This window comes from Aquimarina sp. Aq107, from assembly GCF_943733665.1.
Classification (GTDB): Bacteria; Bacteroidota; Bacteroidia; order Flavobacteriales; family Flavobacteriaceae; genus Aquimarina.
Genome location: NZ_OX030782.1, coordinates 1659681 through 1680039, shown reverse-complemented (window position 1 = coordinate 1680039; position 20359 = coordinate 1659681). Strand labels below are relative to the sequence as shown.

Genomic DNA, 20359 nt, shown 5'->3' with positions numbered 1-20359 from the left:
CTAGCCACCTATAGTTGATCTACGATCGATCATACCATCTTCGATATTTTTTCTCCATTTGGCAAGATCATCAGTAGCAGTTCCTCCTATTATTTTTCTTGTAGTATCAATTTTTATTTGGTATTTCTTATATGTCGTAATACTTTTTACTTTTTTCATCGTTCTTATGTATATATTGAATCCTTCTAAATGTACTAAAAATAATTAGCCCAACCAGCTTTATACATCATCTAATCAGTAAGCTTTTCCTAGTTATATCTTTACATTCATTAAAACAATTGCTGTCCATCAATAAGTATCGTCTGTTAAAAAAACCGAAAACATACGGTAACATTCTACCACATTATGACACTTATGTATATAACAAAAAACGAAAACATAAAAATGAAATATACCGCTCACCTACTCTTCCTACTACTTGCTTTTTCTACGGTACAGTTGCAAGCACAAAAAACCAAAGCAATTCTTACTTTTAAGGACGGAACAGTTTTAGAAGGATTAGGAAAAATAAAAAGTTTTGGTAAAGTAAAATTCAGAAAAGCTAGAAAAGAAAAGGCTATAAAATACAGTTTTGAAGAACTAGAAAAAGTAAAAATCTATGAAGGTGGCGAAATAAATACATATGTATATCGACCTGTAAAAGACAGCGAATTCTCAAAAGTTTTACAACTTATAGAAAAAGGGAAAGTTACGCTCTACAGAATACATAGCGAAGGGTACGTTGCAAATGCAAATATGGGTACAGGTGGTTTTGGCGGTGCGGGTGTAGGTTTTGGCGCGGGTAATTATTATTCGATTAATAACTATTATGTACAGAGAGGTAATGAAGAAGAAGTTACCCATTTAGGGTCTAATCAACTATTCAGTAAGAACTTTAAAAAAGCGGCATCTGCCTATTTTGAAGATTGTGCTTCGTTAGTAGAAAAAATACAAACTAAAGAGTTTAAAAAAAGACATATCAGAGAAGTGGTTGAGTATTATAACAATGATTGTAATTGAAGCGAAGCTAAAGGTTAGAAAACGCGTGCCTCGGACCTAGAGTACCTGACAACGAAAACCCGACCTCAGTCATCAAACACCCGATATCTGACATTTGACATCAAACACCCGACATCAAACACCCTACATCAAACACCCGACATCAAACACCCTACATCAAACACCCGACATCAAACATCCGACACCTGACTCTTGACACCCAACCAAAAAAAATTACCAAAATCATGGTAACAAATCTCTTCTAACCGACACTATAGTATAAGAAACCATAAGTAAGTGCATAACAGTCATAATAATCAGCAGCTCATTAGTATAATTTGCTGGCTTCTATTATCTTTGGCGGCTCATTTTGTGGTAGATACAAAACATAATTTATGCAGTTTAAAAAATATTTTTTAGTAGTATGTAGCTTTGCAAGTTTCCTTGGCTGTCGTAGTATATCGGTCAACAAATCAGCAATGCATACAGCAACTACAACTCCTGTAGCTTTAGGGGTTATCGGTATACACGAAAATCATATGCTCAATACCGATTTTCAGGTAACTACCATACCAACCTATAAAAAAGGAATTCGTGTGGGGATTACTCCAACTACTTTTGATAAAACTACATTTAAAGCATATAAAAATTCATCCCCTAATAATCCGCAACAAATTACCTATATAGATTCTGTAGATACCAAACCACAATTTCTAAAAATAGAATTGATTGATTGGGTATCGATTATTTCAGAATTAGAACAAGGATACAATCAGCAAACCATTGAATATCTAAAACGACAACAGGATGCAGAAATGATATCTTCTGTTTCGATGTCGGTATCTCCACAAATTATTAAAGAAATTCAATCCGCAGAGGCTGTATTTTTAGTAAATAAAAATTACAAGCAATATGAATTATCACTAGTAACAGATGGAAAAAGCCATAAAACCATAGATTTTTCGGATACCACGATATTCGGCTATCGATTATCTTATTTCTGTTGGGGAGAAAATGATAAAAGAAGAGTTTCTCTTTTTGACATCGTCGATGAAAATGATAATTGCCCAAAAGACACTTATAAAAATGCTGAAAAAGCAAAAGAAAAAATAAATTATTTAAAATTATAAAAGCAACTACAGAATATTAGTTGAAGTTGCATTTTCTTAACACGACTTAAGAAAACAAGCAAGAAATGATTCCTATGAAAAAACAATTCTTATATATAACCATCTTCCTACTTACCTTATTTAGTTGCGAAGAAATTCTGTTTGAAGAAGACATTACGGATGACCTTGTCACTATCATTGCTCCTTCTGATGGATCACAAGTAGAAAACACATCTATATCTTTTAGTTGGAATGCTGTCGATCAAGCTACGTCCTACAGACTTCAGATAGCAAGGCCTACCTTCGAAAATGCTTCACAAATTGTAGAAGACACTACCGTTACACTTACGAACTTTAGTACAACATTAGTAAAAAATGATTATCAATGGAGGGTACGAGCTCAGAACTCTGGATCGGAAACTATATATACTACAGCTAGTTTTAGTATTATCGAAAGTGAGGATTTTTCTGCTAGAGAAGTACTGTTATCATCCCCAGAAGACAATACGATTGTTAATAATACAGCTGTTACATTACAATGGCAATCTGTTACTGACGCTACTGCTTATAGAATTCAATTATTAGACGAAAGTGATCAAGTTATTGATGAAAATACTAGCACAAATAATTCTATCCAACTCACATTTCCTGAAGGTGTAACTACTTGGCGAGTTCGTGCGGAGAATGATACGCAAAATACCTTGTATTTTAGTAGGACTCTTACTGTAGATAGTATGAATCCGCTGAAACCAATTGCCACTACACCTGCAAATCAAGCAATACTAACGGATACCATGGTTTCTTTTTCTTGGACTAGAGAAGCTGTAGAAGGAAGTACCGAATTTGACAGTATATATGTTTATCGTAATGATCAATTAACAGATCTAGTTACAAAAGACCGTGTAACTTCTCCTGCAGATATTACTTTAGATACTGGAGAAACTTATTATTGGTTTATAAAAGCTTTTGATGAAGCTGGTAATCAAAGTGAAGCTAGCGACACCTTTAGTTTTACCATAAATTAATACGATGTTAAAAGGAAAAAAAGGATTATATATATTATTACCATTAGTAGTCTTTATTTGGGGTGCTATTATTTTTCAGGTGGTAGATGCCTTTTCTGATGAAGATCCTGTGGTATCTACTATTACTAATGTTTCTTTTGCTACAATAAAAACTAAGGAACGAGAAAAATTCTCTATTAGTGATGTGGATAGAGATCCGTTTTTAGGAACTATATATCGTCCTAAAAAAACGACTCCTAAAAAAGGAAAAACAAAAAGTAAAAAACAAGAAACGATTTGGCCTTCGATTCGTTATAAAGGCTTGGTTTCTGCTCAAAATAATTCTTCAGCAATATTTTTAGTAGAAATTAACGGAACTGATCAATTAATGAAAATCAAAGATTCTTTTTCCGAGGTGCAACTTGTAAAAGGTTCTTCTAGCGCAATAAAGCTAAAATATAAAGGCAGTACTAAGCAATTTCAGATTTTGAATTGAAGATAGTATATAAAATAAAAGCACAAGCCATGCAGTTTGCATTGCTAATCTCAGTTATTATTGCGATACTACTCAGCACTTTCTTATTACTTACTCATGTTCAGTCGTTTTTTAGAATTAAATCTAAAGAAATAATAGAGGCTTCTGATATAGCAAATAATCAAATATTCGGATCCTTACTAGCTACTACAACATCAAAAGATACTACTAATAGTTCGATAGACACAAAAACCATAAAACTAGCTACCAATTATCATGGTGCGTGGACAAAAATATTTTCGGAAGTTGCTGTAAAGGAAAGTAAGATCCGTAAAATCGCTTTTACTGGAGCTGCTTTAGCTCTAAAAACACCAAATTTATATCTTGCTAATAAAAATGCTCCTTTGGTGGTTGTAGGTAATACAAGACTAGAAGGCAACAGCTATCTTCCGGAACAAGGCATTAAAGCTGGTAATATATCAGGTAATTATTATCAAGGTAGCAGTCTATACTATGGTAGTGTTATAGAAAGTAAGGCAACAATTCCTGAATTAGATAATCAATGGATTTCCTATATAGAATCTATTATTAAAGGAGGTTATATTGATGAAGCACGTACAATTCCTATTGCTAAAGAGGTAAAAAACTCATTTTATGATACCGCAAAAATTATCTATACAAATGAATCAATAGTTCTTGGGAACGAAAAAATATCTGGGAACGTTGTTATACAATCATCATCAAAAATTACAATTACTTCTGCTTCTCAATTAACCGATGTGGTGGTTATTGCACCAATAATAATTGTTGAAGATTATGTAAAGGGTAGATTTCAGCTTATTGCTAGCAAAAAAATTGAAATTGGAAAAAACTGTTACCTCTCCTACCCTTCGTCTGCTACACTTTTAGATAAAAAAAATATATCTAGATCAAATACAGGAAATACATCACAAAACAGAAATCCAGATTTTAGCATAGATAAAAATACTGTTATCCAAGGTTCTGTAGTGTATTTAAAAAACGAGTCAGCTACTAAAAACCGTATAAAAACGAACTTAAACATAGCAATTGGAACAGAGATCATTGGAGAAATATATTGCCAAGGGAATATTGAATTTATGGGAACTATAAAAGGTTCATTATATACACAACAATTCATTGCTAATCAATCAGGGTCCGTATATCTGAATCATTTGTATAATGGTAAAATCCTTGTGAACCCTATTCCTAAATATGCAGGATTACCTTTTAAGAATGTAAAAAAAAATATAGCGACATGGTTATATTAAAAAAAATACGTGCTGCTACATTAATCGAAACGCTAACAGCTTCGGTACTGATCATAATCGTATTTATGATCGCCAGCTTAAGTTTTAATAACATTTTTACAAATCATATCAAAAGAGATCAAGGTGCAATAGAAAACAGAGTAAAAGAGCTAGAATATCTTGTAATTCATGCTAAGCTGAAGATACCATATGCTGAAGATTTTGATTCTTGGGAAATTGAAATCATTACTAAAAACGACCGCAATATCATTATGTATAACAATGGTGATATCAGTCATGAAAAACAACTAAGTATACATGAATAATGTTTCTCATAAAATAAAAGCGTTTACGCTGACCGAGATGATGGTGGTAATAGTAATTTCTGCTATAGTTGTTGGTTTAGCATTTACAATTCTTGGTATTGTCCAAAAAAACATGAGAGGTATCGAGGCTAATTATAATCACCAATCTCAAATACAATCTTTAGAGGCTGCTTTGACGATAGATTTTAATAGATATCCAAAACTACAGTGGAACCCAAAAGACAATACTTTACTGTGCTCTTCTCCGAATGAAGAAAAAATCTATAATTTCAATTCTGATAGTATCTCTACTAGTATTAATTCATTTATATTAAAAACCAAAGCTATAAAATATTATTTCCAAGGTAAAGAAGTAACCTCTGGAACTATTGATGCTATCAAACTCACCTTTGATAACACTACCGATTTACATCGTATTTTTGTTTATAAACATAATGATCCGACAATCTATTTCTGAATATGGGAATCAAAATTGAAAATACTAAAAAGGCAAAGAAGGAGAATACTTCTTTTGATATTTCAGAAATATTAACAAAAGAAATCACCTTGTTCGGAAATGCTTTTAATAGCAAAAAAAAGGAACAGTGGTATGCGGAACTTAGTGTTTTATTAAAATCTGGAATTGATTTAAAAAGCGGCTTAGAACTGTTATCCGAAACACAGAAAAAAGAAAAAGATCAAAAGTTAATGAACAGCATGTTATTAAAATTAATCGATGGTAATCCTTTTTCTGAAATTCTAAAAGCAGATAAAAATTTTACTGATTACGAGTATTATGCAGTCAGAATTGGTGAACAAACGGGTCAATTAGCCCAGATCACACTAGAACTCAGTGAATTTTATAAAAGAAAAAATGATCTAAAACGAGAAATTATTTCTGCACTTACATATCCTATTATAGTATTACTCACTGCTCTAATTGTTATCTTTTTTATGCTACGGTATGTAGTGCCCATGTTTGTGGATATATTTAAGCAAAATAAAGTAGATCTTCCAGATATTACTGAAGCCATTATTAGCTTTTCTAATTTCACAGGAGAACATGGCTTTCTTATTTTAGGATGTTTTATTGTATTGATAATAGGGATTTCTTTTATATCTAAAAAAGAATGGTACCGAAAATTTTTAGGTAATTTTCAACTTAAAATTCCGATTCTTGGTAATTATTTTAGAAGAATTTACATGGCGCAGTTTACGCAGGCACTTTCTTTATTAACGTATGCTAAAGTTCCTATGGTAGATAGTATCGACTTGGTAAAAAATATGATTAATTTTTATCCACTTCAGCAAGGTTTACAAAAAACTAACGAAGCCGTTATTGCTGGAGATAAATTAAGTACTTCATTTGCAAAAAGCTCTATTTTTGATAAAAAATTAATAGCAATGATTCGAGTAGCAGAAGAGACCAATCAAACAGAATTTATATTCCAAAAGCTTAATGAGCAATACAATCAACAGGTAAAACATCAATCACAAGTTATATCCAATGTGCTTAACCCTTTACTTACAATTCTTGTTGGTATTATTGTTGGAGTTATACTTATAGCAATGTATTTACCAATGTTTAGATTAAGTAGTGTTATTGGGTAAATAACATATCATAAATTATCCAGTCATTACCGAAGTTCTGATAGAATACTCATCAATACTAGAGAGATTACTAAGTGAATGAATCTGACTAGAGGTATTACTTATAATATCTTCATAATAAGCCAATGTTCTTGCATCAAAACCAGGTGTATCCTCTGCCGTAATTTTAAAGATATCCATCTGATAAATAAAATTATTTAGGATATGATGACTAGAAGACAACATAGCTTTGTAAATCTTTAATTTTGCATTTTCTAATTTAATTTTCTTAACACGCCTACGCATATCAAAAATTAAAAAGATTGAAAATATGATAAGTGGTAGAATAAATTCGCCAAAATTAAATTTCTCAATACTCGCTAAAAAAGCTAATACCAGTTCGAAAAGATCAAGTTCTAAAAAAATCGATGAAAAATACAGGAATGCGGATATTGCAAATCCGATAATAGTGAGTTTGTAGTTGTTCATTATAGGGGGTAATGAGTTTTAATATTCGCGTGATTTGATATGTTTTCTTTATACATTATGACCAATTTCTAATTATTATGTGAAATAAATCATATTAGGGTCCAATCGTTAAGCCTGCTAAATGTACATAAAAATTTAATACAAAAACAGTTTAGCAATAATTTATTAACAATGCGTGCATAGTTATTCACAATTTATAAAGAACCAAAGAATATAAAAAGATTAGAAAACAATAACTTTACTAACATTATTAAACTTTAGCTATGCACTAAAATCTAATTGCGAAGTTTTTAAATACAATAAAGCATTTGGAGCATAGTTGGAAGATAGAATAGATTCTAATATATATATAAAAAGCCACCTCTTATGAAGTAGCTTTTATGTTTTTAAATTTACAAAATCTGACTACGGTACACATACCCCTATGAAACCGTAGCCATTGATTTCTCAGTAATTGTTTGTTTAATTAAGTGCCTACCTTATTTAATAAACCAAACTTTCACTATACATAAGTGTCATTAGAAGGAAATATGTTACCCCACTTTCTTGTATTTTTTTATTTTTTTTGAAAGAAAACTTAACTAGAATCGAAAAACAAATACTATAACTAAGACTAATCTTTTGTTTATTTGACACTTAGAGATATATACTATTAGAATATTTAAATAAAAAATTATGCAACTTCTGTTCCCGTAGAAGCCTCCCATACTCTAAACCACTCTTCATCTGTAATTTCGATGGATAAAGAATTTACTGCAGATTGAATACGAGTAATTTTTGTAGAACCCATTATCGGTAATATTCCAGAAGGATGTTTTAGTAACCAAGCGGTTAATATTTGATCAGCAGGAACTTCATATTTTTGGATTAAAGGATTTATTACTTCGTTAATTCTAACAACTTTTTCATTTGGTTGCTTTGAAAAAAACTTTCCTCCAGCAAGAGTAGAATAAGCCATAGGTTTGATAGCATGTTTTATGCACTGATCTAAAGAACCATCAATAAATGGTGTTAATCGTAATGGTGAAATTTCTATTTGATTGGTTTGTAGAGGAAAAACATCATTCAACATATCAAATTGAGAAGGAGTAAAATTAGAAACTCCGAAATGCAACACTTTACCACTAGATTTTAAGGTTTCAAAAGCTTCTGCAATCTCCAAAGGATTCATTAACGGACTAGGTCTATGAATTAATAGCATATCGATAAAATCTGTTTGTAAATTCACTAGTGATTGCTCTACAGATTCTATAATATACTTTTTGGTAGTTTTATAAGATTTAATTTGATTATCCGGTCGATTAGGAGTTATTAATCGAATGCCACACTTGGTAACCAATTGCATTTGTTCTCTTAATGAACTCTTACCTTTTATAGCATTACCAAACAATGATTCTGTTGTATAATGTCCATAAATATCAGCATGATCAAACGTCGTTACTCCAATCTCTAAACAGTCTTCAATTAATTTCTGTGACTCATCAGTTGTTAGATTTGCACCCCATTCGCCCCAATTCATACATCCAGCAACTATTCTAGAAAACAAAGGTCCCTTTTCTGATATTTTGATATTCATTTAATTTAAATTTTTAAACCAATATTAGTAATTTATTGCTTCATATATTAATCTCTGAATCTCTGATCGAATATCATTAGAAATCAATTTTCGATTCGCAGAATCGGGAAACGTCCGATTACTTAAGAAAACATAAATAATCTCTTCATCAGGATCTGCCCAAGTAAATGTTCCCGTAAAACCACTATGCCCATAGCTATTCATAGATATACAACCACAGGTAGGTCCAACATCTCCAAGTTGAGGTTTATCAAAACCTACTCCTCTTCTAACCCTCTTATTGCAATATGTACACGTATTAAATTCATCAATTGTTTGACTACTTATAAATTGTTTACCTCCATAATATCCTCCATTAAGATACATCTGCATCATCTTAGCAACATCATTTGCATTAGCAAATAAACCTGCATGCCCGCCAATACCTCCAAACATAGCTGCACCTTGATCATGAACATATCCATGAATTATCTCCTTCCTATAGGCCTGATCATTTTCTGTAGGCACAATACGTTTCTTATCAAATTTATTTAAAGGCAAATACCCCATATTGCTCGCTCCCATGGCTTTGTAAATATGCTGCTGGGTCAATGCATCTAAATCATTCCCATAATGCCCTTCGATAAAAGATTTCATCAAATAATAAGGTAAATCACTGTATTTATAACTAAGTCTACTTCTTAATTCACTATCCTTAATTCGTAACATCAACGAATCTTTCATATCACTTCGCAGATATAAATTGCCCGTTACCCTAATATTGAAATCATCAGTACGTTTAGTTCTATAATATTTTTTATCTGGCCTAGATGTTACAGTATCTAAAGTCTTTAAATAAAATGGAATCCAAGCTCTTAATCGAGCATAATGAGAGAGCATAGATCTAATTGTAATATCTTTCTTGTTAGATTCCTTAAATGATGGTAACATCTCTCCTACTCGAGTATCTAATGATAAAATCCCTTTATCTTTTAGCTCCATAGTTAAAGGCAAAGTTGAAAGAATTTTTGTCAACGATGCTAGATCATAAATATCAGAACCTTTTACTTTCCTTGATTTAGCATAGGTGTGATATCCATAATTCTTATTGTAGACTACTTTCCCTTTTCTTGCTACAATTAATTGTAGGCCAGGAGTCATATTTTCTCTTATTGCTATATTAACAATAGAATCAATCCTTTCTAGTTTATGAGAATTCATACCAACTGTTTCTGGTATTCCATAAGCTAATCGTTTTAAAGATCTTGTTTCTTGACCTGTTCCTAAAGGAAAATCAACTCCTAGGCTTACCGGAAGTTTTCCTTTTGCCTCAATAGCACCAAATAATAATTGAGCAGCTTTTTGCTGCGCAACAGGACTGTTTTGATAAGCCATTAAGATTCCCTCGAAATTGGTAGTCGTTTGAAGATCCAGCATAGCATAAGGTCTAGAAAAAACACTTAAAACTGTATTATTAAGTCTAGCTATCTCATATAACCAAACTAATTCTTTATCCTTAAACTTATAATCTTTCCAAGGATTGTCATTTGATTTATGCAATCCTACGATTACATAATTATAGTTCCTTAATTGATCTAATATTTCAGGAAGTTGGTTTCCTTTTACCCAATCCACCTTCGTATATTTATTTAGTTCTTCTAAAAACACTTCTCCAGAATCATCTCCCAATGACACATAAGCTACTTTTTTAAGATCTAAGTTTTTAACAGGTAGAATTGCTCTATCATTTTTAACTAACGTAAGTGAATTTTCTACTAGTTTATGATGTAACACTTCATTAGCAGTACTATTAAGCTCTTCAAAAAGATATTCTGTCTTTACAGGTTCATATTTATGAAGACCTGCTTTATATTTAGCGAATAATATTTTTTTAACCGAATGTGCTAAACGTTGTTCTGTGATCTCACCGGAGTAATAAGCAGAAACAATTTTCTGGGATGCTAAGGGAACATCTTCTGAAATTAAAAGAATATCATTACCCGCTTTTAATGCTGCAAGATCAATGTCTCCAGGAGCTTTAAAATCTGATGCACCTTTCATGTTTAAAGCATCAGTAATAACCAACCCTTCAAAACCTAAACTATCTTGTAATATATTAGTGACAACATTTTTAGAAATAGAAGAAGGATATCCCGATCGAGCCTCTAAACTTGGAATATTTAGGTGAGCGACCATTACACTGGATAACCCGTCAGCTATTAACCTACGATAAGGATATAACTCTATACTATCAATTCTCTTTTGATCAAAATTAATGGTAGGCAAGGTTTTATGAGAATCACTATCTGTATCACCATGTCCTGGAAAATGTTTCGCACTTGCTAAAACACCTTCTTTCTGCATTCCTTTCATAAAAGCTAATGCCTTTTCCGTAACATTATCTTTATCTTCTCCAAAAGAACGATTTCCTATAATTGGATTTTTGGGGTTCGTATTCATATCCACAACTGGAGCGAAATTAATATGTACACCTAGTCGTTTACAATGTTTTGCTATTTGTCGTCCCGTTTCTTCTATTAGGTCATTATTCTGAATAGCTCCTAGCGTCATATTCCAAGGAAATGCTTTCGTAGAATCTAATCGCATAGCTAATCCCCATTCTGCATCCATACCAATTAACAACGGTATTTTGGAAATTTCTTGATATTCGTTATTAAGCTTTGCCTGACGTTGCGGTCCTCCCTTAGAAAAAATAATTCCTCCTATATGATATTCTTCTATAAGTTTTTTTATTTTATCCGTTTCCTTTTTAGGTTTAGAAGAAAAAACATCCACCATAAATAACTGTCCGACTTTTTCCTTTAAAGTCATTTTATTATAGATACTATCTACCCATAATCTTTGGATATCATACTCATCCTTAACAATAAGCGGACTTAATGGTGTTTTATTTTCGACTAACTGTACTACAAGAGAATCCACCGGACTTACACTAATGGAATCTTCTATATTTAGAGTATCAGATTCTTGTGAAAAAACTGATATCGTAGCAATAAAAATTATATAAGAAAAGTATTTAGAAAAAATATATCGCACAAAAACTAATTTAAAAAACGGTTATGCCAACTATCCTTAGCAGGAACTTCCCAATCAGTTTTATACTCAGCAATATTAGTGACCAAATTGTTAAACACTATCGTGTTCGGAGAAACAGATCTGTTCTTGGCCATTTTTCTAAAATCTGTAAGTGTTTTATACGCGACAAACTCTCCCTGTTTATACGAAACATTCATTTTGTCCATCAAATCAACCTTATAATCTGTTTCTAACTGCTGTATAAAATGGACAGAAGCATCTATAGAACAGCCAGTAGCTTGATTCATACCTTGATCTAATGCAATTGTTATAAATCTTTTATACTTGATATCATACCCTGCTTTTAGATCTGCTCCATGTGCAGTCCATTGTGTTATAAAAGCTTCTAGTTTATTTTTTATCTCATCTAACTCCTCTGAAGTAAAAGATCTATTGGCTTGATAAATCCAAATTCTTGCTGTATCCGGGAGTTCTTTAAAATCTACTAACATCCTCTTTCTTTTTATTTCCTAAAATAACAAAAAGTATTCCTAATTGTTGCAACAAAAAAGAGTTAATATGAACAAACATATCAACTCTTTTATTATTCTACTTAATCTTTAAAATCTTTTTTACAAATCTTGAGCATTTGCAATCAATTCTGCAACATCCATAACATCAATACTATCTTCTTTTTCCTTATTTTTTACACCATCGGTCATCATTGTATTACAAAAAGGACAACCTGCTGCTATAATATCTGGCTTTGTTTCCAGAGCATCTTCTGTTCGCTCAATATTTACATCTTTATTACCTGGCTCAGGTTCTTTAAACATCTGTGCTCCTCCAGCTCCGCAACATAATCCATTACGTTTGCTACGTTTCATTTCTGTAAGTTCTACTTCTAATTTTCTAAGAAGATCTCTTGGTGCCTCATATACATTATTGGCTCTACCTAAATAACAAGGATCATGAAAAGTAATTCTCTTTCCTTTAAACTTACCTCCTTCTACTGTTAATCTTCCTTCATCTAAAAGTGATTTAAGGAATTGTGTATGGTGCATTACTTCATAATTCCCTCCCAAAGCAGGATATTCATTTTTTAACGTATTGAAACAATGAGGACAAGCTGTAACAACTTTTTTAATTTCGTATGCATTCATTACCTCAATATTGGTAACTGCTTGCATCTGAAACAAAAATTCATTCCCAGATCTTTTAGCTGGATCTCCTGTACAACTTTCTTCGGTTCCTAATACAGCAAAGTCTACTTTAGAACTATGAAGAAGTTTCACAAAGGCTTTTGTGATTTTCTTAGCTCTATCATCAAAACTTCCAGCACATCCAACCCAAAATAAAATTTCCGGCATTTTACCTTCAGCCATATACTCTGCCATTGTAGGCACCTTTATTGCTTCACTCATATGTTTATACTATTTATATCCTTAGTTTTTGTTAGAAAAAATCTCAAACAAAAACTTATTTAATCATGTTTACCGTCATCAAAAACTTCGATAGTAACAACTCTTTCTACCAATTCTGTAAATTTACCAGTATAACGAGTTGCTTTTACCAAGTGATTATCTATCCAATGATAGTTCCCTCCTCTTGGTTTCCCCATTAAAAGACTATGATAATTGAATCCATGGGTTTTTAACCATGTTTCAGTAACTTCTCTATGTTCTTCAGTTCTTGATGTAAAGAAGCATATAATATGTCCTTCATCGTACCATTTATTTAATGTAACTAAAGCATCTGGAAATGGTTCACAAGTAACCATTCTTTCTGGCTCTTCATTAGGAACATCTTCTGTAATAGTACCATCAATATCAATAAGATAATTCTTAATACCTTCTGGTAATACTGGACTAATGTGTTCCCCTTCTTCTACCTTATCATGCAATAATTTCTCTACTTCTTCCTTCTTCATAATTTCTAAATTCTCTTAATTTTTAAAAGTTTATGGTTAATAGTTATGGTTAATATTATCAAATTTTATTCTTTATTCCAGTTTAGTCTGTCCATCTGGTTAAATGGCCAAGGAGCTCCGTTATTCTCAATGTTAGACATCATATTATTTAGATCTGTTGGTGCAGCACTTTGCTCCATTACTAAATATCTTCTCATATCTAAAATAATAGACAACGGACTTATACTAACAGGACAAGCTTCTACGCAAGCATTACAACTTGTACAAGCCCATAATTCTTCTTGCGTTATATAATCGTTTAATAATTGCTTTCCATCATCTACGAAACTACCATTCTTATCTATATTATCTCCAACTTCCTGAAGACGATCTCTGGTATCCATCATTATCTTTCTAGGAGATAACTTCTTGCCTGTCTGGTTTGCAGGACATTCACTAGTACAACGCCCACACTCCGTACAAGTATATGAATTAAGCAATTGTACCCAGTTTAAATCAGTTACGTCAGAAGCCCCAAACTTTTCCGGCTCTCCTTCGGTTTCGTCTTCTGCTGGTGCAGCAAATGGATCAGCATTAGGATCCATCATTAACATTACTTCCTTAGTAACAGATTCTAGGTTATCCATCTGTCCTTTAGGCCTTAAGTCTCCATAATAGGTATTTGGAAAAGCTAGTAGGATATGTAAATGTTTTGAAAAATATAAGTAATTCAAGAATATTAAAATTCCAATAATATGCATCCACCAAGCGCCACGCTCAAGAAGAATTAGTGTTCCTTCGGACATTCCATTAAACAAAGGAGTTATGAACTGACTTACAGGGTATGAACCCGCTTTTACATAGTGCTCAGCTCCTAATGTTTGTAATTGTAAGTCAGCTGCGTTCATAGTAAGGAATAATGTCATCAACACCACCTCAAAATAAAGAATAATATTACCATCATTTTTAGGCCAACCTTTTAAAGTTTTAAAACGCCTAATATTAACTACATTTCTTCTTATCCAAAAGATAAACACGCTTACCAAAACTAAAAGCGCAAGAATTTCAAAAGAACCAATTAAGAAAGCATATAACCCTCCTAAAAATGCAAAAATTCTATGTGTCCCTAAAATACCATCAATAATGATCTCTAATACTTCGATATTAATAATAACAAAACCTATATATACTACCACGTGTAATATCCCTGCAATAGGTCTTCTTACCATTTTTGATTGCCCAAAAGCAATCATCATCATATTATTAAAACGTTCTTTTTTATTATCCGTTCGATCTACATCTTTACCCAATCGAATATTTCGAATGACTTTACGAATGTTTTTTGTGAAATATCCAATTCCTGCTATTAAAGCAATTACAAATATGATATTAGGAATATATTGCATCATTTGAAGTAGTTAGTTTATTGAATCTGTAGGCTTTACGTATGGTTTGTTCTTTTTACCAAAAACCGAAATATTTACATATCTAGTAGGGTTTAATCTAAGATCCTGAAGTAATAATTCTAATTCTTTACTAGCATCCTCTAGATTATTATAAAGCTTATCATCTTTTAATAATTTACCTGCGGTTCCTTTTCCTACTTCTAAATCATTAGAGATTTTTTCGAAATTAGCTAAAACTCCATCTAAATCTTTTACTAGTTTACCGATATTAACCTTTGATAATGAATCCGAAAACTGATTAAGATTCGTGGACATTTCGTCAAGGTTAGAAAGTGTAGTATTTAACTTTTTTTCATTACCTGATAAAATATTATTTAAAGATCCCGATGCGCCTTTAAAGTTTCGAACGGTTACACTAAGATCTGCAAAAATAGAATTTAAATTATTTTTGTTATCAACAGATAAAATTCCATTTACAGAAGTCAATAAGGTGTCAGCATCTTTAATAGCCGATTCTAATTTTAACTGTAGCGGTGTTAATTGCTCATTTACTAATTCTAATAATCCAGCTTTAACTCTCCCAGGCAATGTGTCTTTATCCTTTGCTTCTAAACCAGCTTCATATATTGGATTAATTGCTAATGACTTTCCTCCAATCAAATCTCCACCATATACCATGGCTTCGCTGTTTTTAGAAAAAGTAAAATCACTACTAACATTAAATTCCACTACAAGGTTTCCTTTAGAATCAGCAAACTTGATCGAAACTACCTTTCCTACTACCAAACCATTTATAGTAACTGGTGATGAAGGTATCAAACCTTCTACGTTATCATACACAGCATAAAAAGTTCGGTCGCTTTCTAAAAGGTTCTTACCTTTTAAAAAACTATAACCAAAAATTAAAAGTGCTATAGCAGACAGTGCTAAAATTCCTGTTTTAACTTCGCGAGTAAATTTCAAAATAGCATATGTTTAGGACACAAATTTAGAATAAAAAATATACTTCCAAAGATTATTAACGAACGATTTATTAGTATTTATTTAGATTAGTTCGATGTAGCATCAGTTTTTAAAGCTTCTGTAAGAGGAATTAATTCATTATCCTTAAATGCTACAACAAAACATGAAGCATATCCTTTATCAACGGCCACATCTCTCAACTCCTTGATTAAATTATAATTAGAAGTACTTCCAAAATAATACTTATACAGCCCTTCAAACTGAATCTTCGACAACTGATCTAATCCATTAAAATTTTTGGGCTCAAGTTCTATATCATTAGATCCTGCTGCGATTTGTACCTTAAACGTTATTCCATCATACATTTTTTGTCCGACAACCTCCGTTATGGAGTCGTTATTTACAACTTCTGGAACTTCTGGTTCAGGAGCATCGGGAACATAATATATTGCATCAAGACTCTCTTTATAATCTACAATAGAAGAAATAATAGATTTTGCCATCTCATCCTGACCTTTTTTAGAATTAAGATATTTACCTTCTTTATTATTGGTAAGAAACCCTAGTTCTATTAATACACTAGGCATATAGGTTTGGTGTAAAACAACGAAACCGGCTTGTTTTACTCCTCTACTTTTTCGTTTTAAGCTTTTATTAAATCCATTCTGAACGAAACTAGCCAAAGTAAGACTTTGATCTAGATATTCTTCTTGCATTAACGTTAATCCTATTATTGATTCTGGAGAATTTGGGTCAAATCCATCATAGTTTGCTTCATAATTATCTTCTAATAGAATAACTGAATTTTCATTTTTAGCTACATTAAAATTTTCATCATTTGCGTGCAACCCTAGTACAAAAGTCTCTGTACCATATGCTTGCGAACGGTGAGAATTACAGTGTACGGACACAAATAAATCCGCTTTAGCTTTATTTGCTATTTTCCCTCTTTCGTGTAATTCTATAAATTTATCCGTACTTCTGGTATATACAACTTTAAAACGATCATCTTTCTCTAAGGCCGCACCAACTGCTAAAACTACTTTAAGAGCAATATCTTTTTCTTTATAACCATTTCCTCTATTTCCAGGGTCATGCCCACCATGCCCAGCATCTAAAACCACCACAAATTTCTCTTTATCATTCTCACTCACAACAGATAACGTAAATGCTGATAGGATAAAAACCGATACAATTAAAAGTGAACTGTATATTATTTTCTTTTTCATAATTATGCAAAATTATCACTTAGCTTGAAACATTACCAAATTGTTTCCGTATTTAGTATAATAATTCTAAAATCATATGGTTATGACCTTAGAAATTAGAATACAGGTTTCATTTAAAAATAACGTTAGAGCAAAGTATTTGATATAAATATTTATTTTTTTACCAATTACAATCTCTACATAAAAAATATATGTAATTTTGGCACTTCAAAAACTAAGCCATAGTTTTACAAAAATAGGATATAAACCATTGCAAACAACGGTACGTAACATACTTTATTCACTAAGTTTTTCACTATTTTGTATTTGTTATACAACTGCACAAGAGTTCGATAAAACGACCAAAAAACCTATTACTGCGCAAAAGGATTCTATTTCTTTACCCAAAAAAGGTTCAGATTCTAAAACTGAGTTACTAGAAAACGAAAAAGATCAAGACACAACAAAGAAGGATACCGCAGTTGCTCCACCACAATTATTAACCGATAAAGTCAAATACAAGTCTAAAGATTATATGAGACTAAGCCGTAGAGAAAACAAAATGTATCTCTATAATGAAGCTGAAATTATATATGGTGAAATGCAAATAAATGCAGGACTTATCATCGTAGACAATGCAAAAAATGAGGTGTACGCTTACGGTATTAAAGATTCTGTAGGAGATTATACTCAAACACCTGTTTTTAAACAGGCTCAAAATGTAGTAGAACCAGATTCTATTAGATTTAATTTTGACACTGAAAAAGCTTTAATATATAATTCCCGAACGAAACAAGGGGAAATGAATGTTAAAGGAGAAGTCTCTAAAAGGGTAAATGACTCTGTTATCTATATGAGTAATGTAAAATTTACAACTGCCGAAGATGTAGATAATGCTGATTATTATTTTTATGCTCGTAGAATAAAACTAGTACCTAAGAAAAAAATTGTTACTGGTTTGGTAAATATGTTTATCGCAGATGTACCAACTCCTCTTGGATTACCTTTTGGTTATTTTCCTTTACAAGATAAAAGAACCTCTGGTTTTATTATCCCTAGTTATGGAGAAGAAAATAATAGAGGATATTTTTTACAAAATGGTGGTTATTATTTTGCTGTAAGTGATTATGCCGATTTAACAATTACAGGAGATTACTATACCAATGGTAGTTATACGCTACTTACTGAATCTGCATATGCCGTAAGATACAGATATAGAGGGAATCTCCGTTTTAGATTTGAAAATAACTTAACTAGTGAAAGAGGGTTTCCTGATTTTGCTCAGAGAACTACTTACAATATACAATGGACTCATTCTCAGGATGCAAAAGCGAATCCCAATTCTAGATTTTCTGCTTCTGTGAATTTTGGTAGTAGTGATTTTTTCCAGCAATCAACAAATCAACTTAATACGGGTAACTTCTTAAATAATCAACTTAGTTCTTCAATTTCTTATTCGAAAACTTTTCAAGGAGATCCGCAAGTAAACCTAAATGTTGCTGCAAATCATAACTCTAATACCAATACACAAGAAGTAAATCTATCGCTTCCTAATGTAAATGCTAGTGTTTCTAGGATATTTCCTTTTGCTCCAAAAGTAGGTGTAAAAAAAGGAATCATACAGAATATTAATACGCAGTACAACTTTAGAGGAGAAAACAGAATTACTACTACTGATGATGATCTTTTTACAGGAGACATGTTCAATGACGCCAGAATTGGTATGCAGCATTCAATTCCTATTAGCACGAACTTTAAAATCTTTAAGTACTTAAGTGCCACTATGGGTACAAGTTTTCAGGAAAATTGGGTTTTTGAAACTATTGATCAGAGTTATGATCCAGATGCTAACGACGGCGCGGGAGAAGTTGTTAGGGATACAATTGCTGGTTTCGATGCGTATCGAACTTATAACTTTTCAACAAGTTTAGGAACTACTATATACGGAACTTTTAACTTTAAGAAAGATAAAAAAATCCAGGCAATACGTCATACGATGAGACCATCGATTAGTTATAGTATCAATCCGGCTTTTGACCAATTCTATGATGAATATACAATAACCGATGATCCAAACACATTAGATATCGACGAAACGGAAGTTGTTGAATATTCTAGATTTGAAGGTGGGTTCTTCGGTGCCCCAAGTAATACTTTTTCTAGTAGTATCGGCTTTTCTTTGAGCAATAACCTTGAAGCAAAGGTAAAGAGTAAGGATACCACTGATTTAGAACCCCGAAAGGTGGTCTTATTAAATAACTTAAATTTTAGAACCGCATATAATATTGCTGGTGATTCTCTACAATTGAGTCCACTATCTATTACAGGAAATATTCCTATAATAGAGAACAAACTAGATATTAACTTTAGTGCAGAGTTAGATCCTTATGCATTAGATAATAATAATCGTAAAATTGATGTTTGGAATATTGATAATGGAGGTAGTCTATTTAGATTAACTAGAGCCAGTGCTAATTTCGGATATTCTTTTTCTAGTAAAGATTTTGAAAAAGGTCAGTCCAATGAGGACCCTTTGTCCAATCAAACTTTACAAAATGGTGGACGACCCGATAATTTATTTGGTGGTGGAACAGATTTTAGAGATGACCAGTCGAATCGTCCAACTAATGACAATAAAGAAAAAAGGGATATTAAGAATTATAATTACAAAATCCCTTGGTCCTTACGCCTATCATATACCGTCAATTACAGTAATAACGCTAGGCAAAACGAAATTTCATCACACTCAATTATGTTCTCTGGAGATGTAGAACTAGCTCCTAAATGGTCCGTTGGAGTATCCTCTGGGTATGATCTTAAAAACCCTGGATTCACATATACCAATTTAAGGTTCCAAAGAGACTTAGACAGTTGGAATTTGAGTTTTAATTGGATTCCTTTCAGTGAAAGAACATCATGGAACTTCTTTATAGGTATCAAATCCTCTGTTCTTAGTGATATTAAGTATGATAAAAGACGTGAACCGGACAGACAATTATAAGTTAGCATCTTAAATATGTATACTTAAGTTATAAAAGGTTTATAAAATCAAAATAAACAATAA

19 protein-coding genes are annotated in these 20359 nt (G+C 32.0%); 9 read left to right on the top strand and 10 right to left on the bottom strand.

All coding sequences use genetic code 11. The annotated features are described in order from the left end of the window. On the bottom strand, positions 1–159 hold the full coding sequence (locus tag NMK29_RS06835; RefSeq protein ID WP_159092193.1) for a hypothetical protein: 159 nt from the start codon (positions 157–159) through the stop codon (positions 1–3). Positions 160–384: 225 nt separating this feature from the next. On the opposite strand from NMK29_RS06835, the gene NMK29_RS06830 reads away from it, so the two are divergent. The 8 genes from NMK29_RS06830 (at position 385) to NMK29_RS06795 (ending at position 6750) form a co-directional block, all read left to right on the top strand. Continuing rightward, positions 385–999, top strand: coding sequence for a hypothetical protein (locus NMK29_RS06830; protein ID WP_159092192.1), 615 nt, complete (start codon positions 385–387; stop codon positions 997–999). A gap of 374 nt (positions 1000–1373) precedes the next feature. Beyond that, positions 1374–2108 carry a hypothetical protein gene (locus NMK29_RS06825; RefSeq protein ID WP_108803168.1) on the top strand — a complete coding sequence of 245 codons (735 nt, stop codon included), beginning with the start codon at positions 1374–1376 and terminating at the stop codon, positions 2106–2108. Positions 2109–2182: 74 nt separating this feature from the next. Then, positions 2183–3112 (top strand): hypothetical protein, encoded by a 930-nt coding sequence (locus tag NMK29_RS06820; protein ID WP_159092191.1) that lies wholly within the window; start codon positions 2183–2185, stop codon positions 3110–3112. A 4-nt stretch (positions 3113–3116) separates the two neighbouring features. After that, positions 3117–3587, top strand: a complete 471-nt coding sequence (locus NMK29_RS06815; protein ID WP_108803166.1) for a hypothetical protein — start codon at positions 3117–3119, stop codon at positions 3585–3587. Beyond that, positions 3584–4855, top strand: a complete 1272-nt coding sequence (locus tag NMK29_RS06810; protein ID WP_108803165.1) for a hypothetical protein — start codon at positions 3584–3586, stop codon at positions 4853–4855. Before NMK29_RS06815 ends, NMK29_RS06810 begins: the two co-directional genes overlap by 4 nt. Beyond that, positions 4843–5160 (top strand): hypothetical protein, encoded by a 318-nt coding sequence (locus tag NMK29_RS06805; RefSeq protein ID WP_108803164.1) that lies wholly within the window; start codon positions 4843–4845, stop codon positions 5158–5160. Before NMK29_RS06810 ends, NMK29_RS06805 begins: the two co-directional genes overlap by 13 nt. Then, positions 5153–5617, top strand: a complete 465-nt coding sequence (locus tag NMK29_RS06800; protein WP_108803163.1) for a prepilin-type N-terminal cleavage/methylation domain-containing protein — start codon at positions 5153–5155, stop codon at positions 5615–5617. Before NMK29_RS06805 ends, NMK29_RS06800 begins: the two co-directional genes overlap by 8 nt. A gap of 2 nt (positions 5618–5619) precedes the next feature. Continuing rightward, on the top strand, positions 5620–6750 hold the full coding sequence (locus NMK29_RS06795; RefSeq protein ID WP_108803162.1) for a type II secretion system F family protein: 1131 nt from the start codon (positions 5620–5622) through the stop codon (positions 6748–6750). A 15-nt stretch (positions 6751–6765) separates the two neighbouring features. Here the strand turns inward: NMK29_RS06795 and NMK29_RS06790 are convergent, their stop codons facing one another. From NMK29_RS06790 to NMK29_RS06750, 9 genes are all read right to left on the bottom strand, one after another. After that, positions 6766–7218, bottom strand: coding sequence for a hypothetical protein (locus tag NMK29_RS06790; RefSeq protein WP_027392705.1), 453 nt, complete (start codon positions 7216–7218; stop codon positions 6766–6768). Between the two features lie 673 nt (positions 7219–7891). Next, positions 7892–8794 carry an aldo/keto reductase family oxidoreductase gene (locus tag NMK29_RS06785; protein WP_108803161.1) on the bottom strand — a complete coding sequence of 301 codons (903 nt, stop codon included), beginning with the start codon at positions 8792–8794 and terminating at the stop codon, positions 7892–7894. 24 nt (positions 8795–8818) lie between these two features. Beyond that, positions 8819–11716 carry a glycoside hydrolase family 3 N-terminal domain-containing protein gene (locus NMK29_RS06780; RefSeq protein ID WP_234424256.1) on the bottom strand — a complete coding sequence of 966 codons (2898 nt, stop codon included), beginning with the start codon at positions 11714–11716 and terminating at the stop codon, positions 8819–8821. 119 nt (positions 11717–11835) lie between these two features. Then, complete coding sequence (locus NMK29_RS06775) at positions 11836–12321, bottom strand: ABC transporter ATPase (protein WP_108803160.1); 486 nt, start codon at positions 12319–12321, stop codon at positions 11836–11838. 120 nt (positions 12322–12441) lie between these two features. Then, positions 12442–13233, bottom strand: a complete 792-nt coding sequence (locus NMK29_RS06770) for a (Fe-S)-binding protein (RefSeq protein WP_027392708.1) — start codon at positions 13231–13233, stop codon at positions 12442–12444. A gap of 59 nt (positions 13234–13292) precedes the next feature. After that, positions 13293–13739, bottom strand: coding sequence for a phosphoheptose isomerase (locus NMK29_RS06765; protein ID WP_027392709.1), 447 nt, complete (start codon positions 13737–13739; stop codon positions 13293–13295). 65 nt (positions 13740–13804) lie between these two features. Further along, complete coding sequence (locus tag NMK29_RS06760) at positions 13805–15124, bottom strand: (Fe-S)-binding protein (protein ID WP_108803159.1); 1320 nt, start codon at positions 15122–15124, stop codon at positions 13805–13807. Between the two features lie 12 nt (positions 15125–15136). Further along, entirely contained in the window at positions 15137–16087 is a 951-nt protein-coding gene (locus tag NMK29_RS06755; RefSeq protein ID WP_108803158.1) for an MlaD family protein, read from the bottom strand. A gap of 86 nt (positions 16088–16173) precedes the next feature. Further along, on the bottom strand, positions 16174–17316 hold the full coding sequence (locus NMK29_RS06750; protein WP_108803157.1) for an N-acetylmuramoyl-L-alanine amidase: 1143 nt from the start codon (positions 17314–17316) through the stop codon (positions 16174–16176). Between the two features lie 199 nt (positions 17317–17515). Between NMK29_RS06750 and NMK29_RS06745 the strand changes: the two genes are divergently transcribed. After that, positions 17516–20296, top strand: coding sequence for a putative LPS assembly protein LptD (locus NMK29_RS06745; RefSeq protein WP_108803156.1), 2781 nt, complete (start codon positions 17516–17518; stop codon positions 20294–20296). Positions 20297–20359 lie beyond the last annotated feature (63 nt).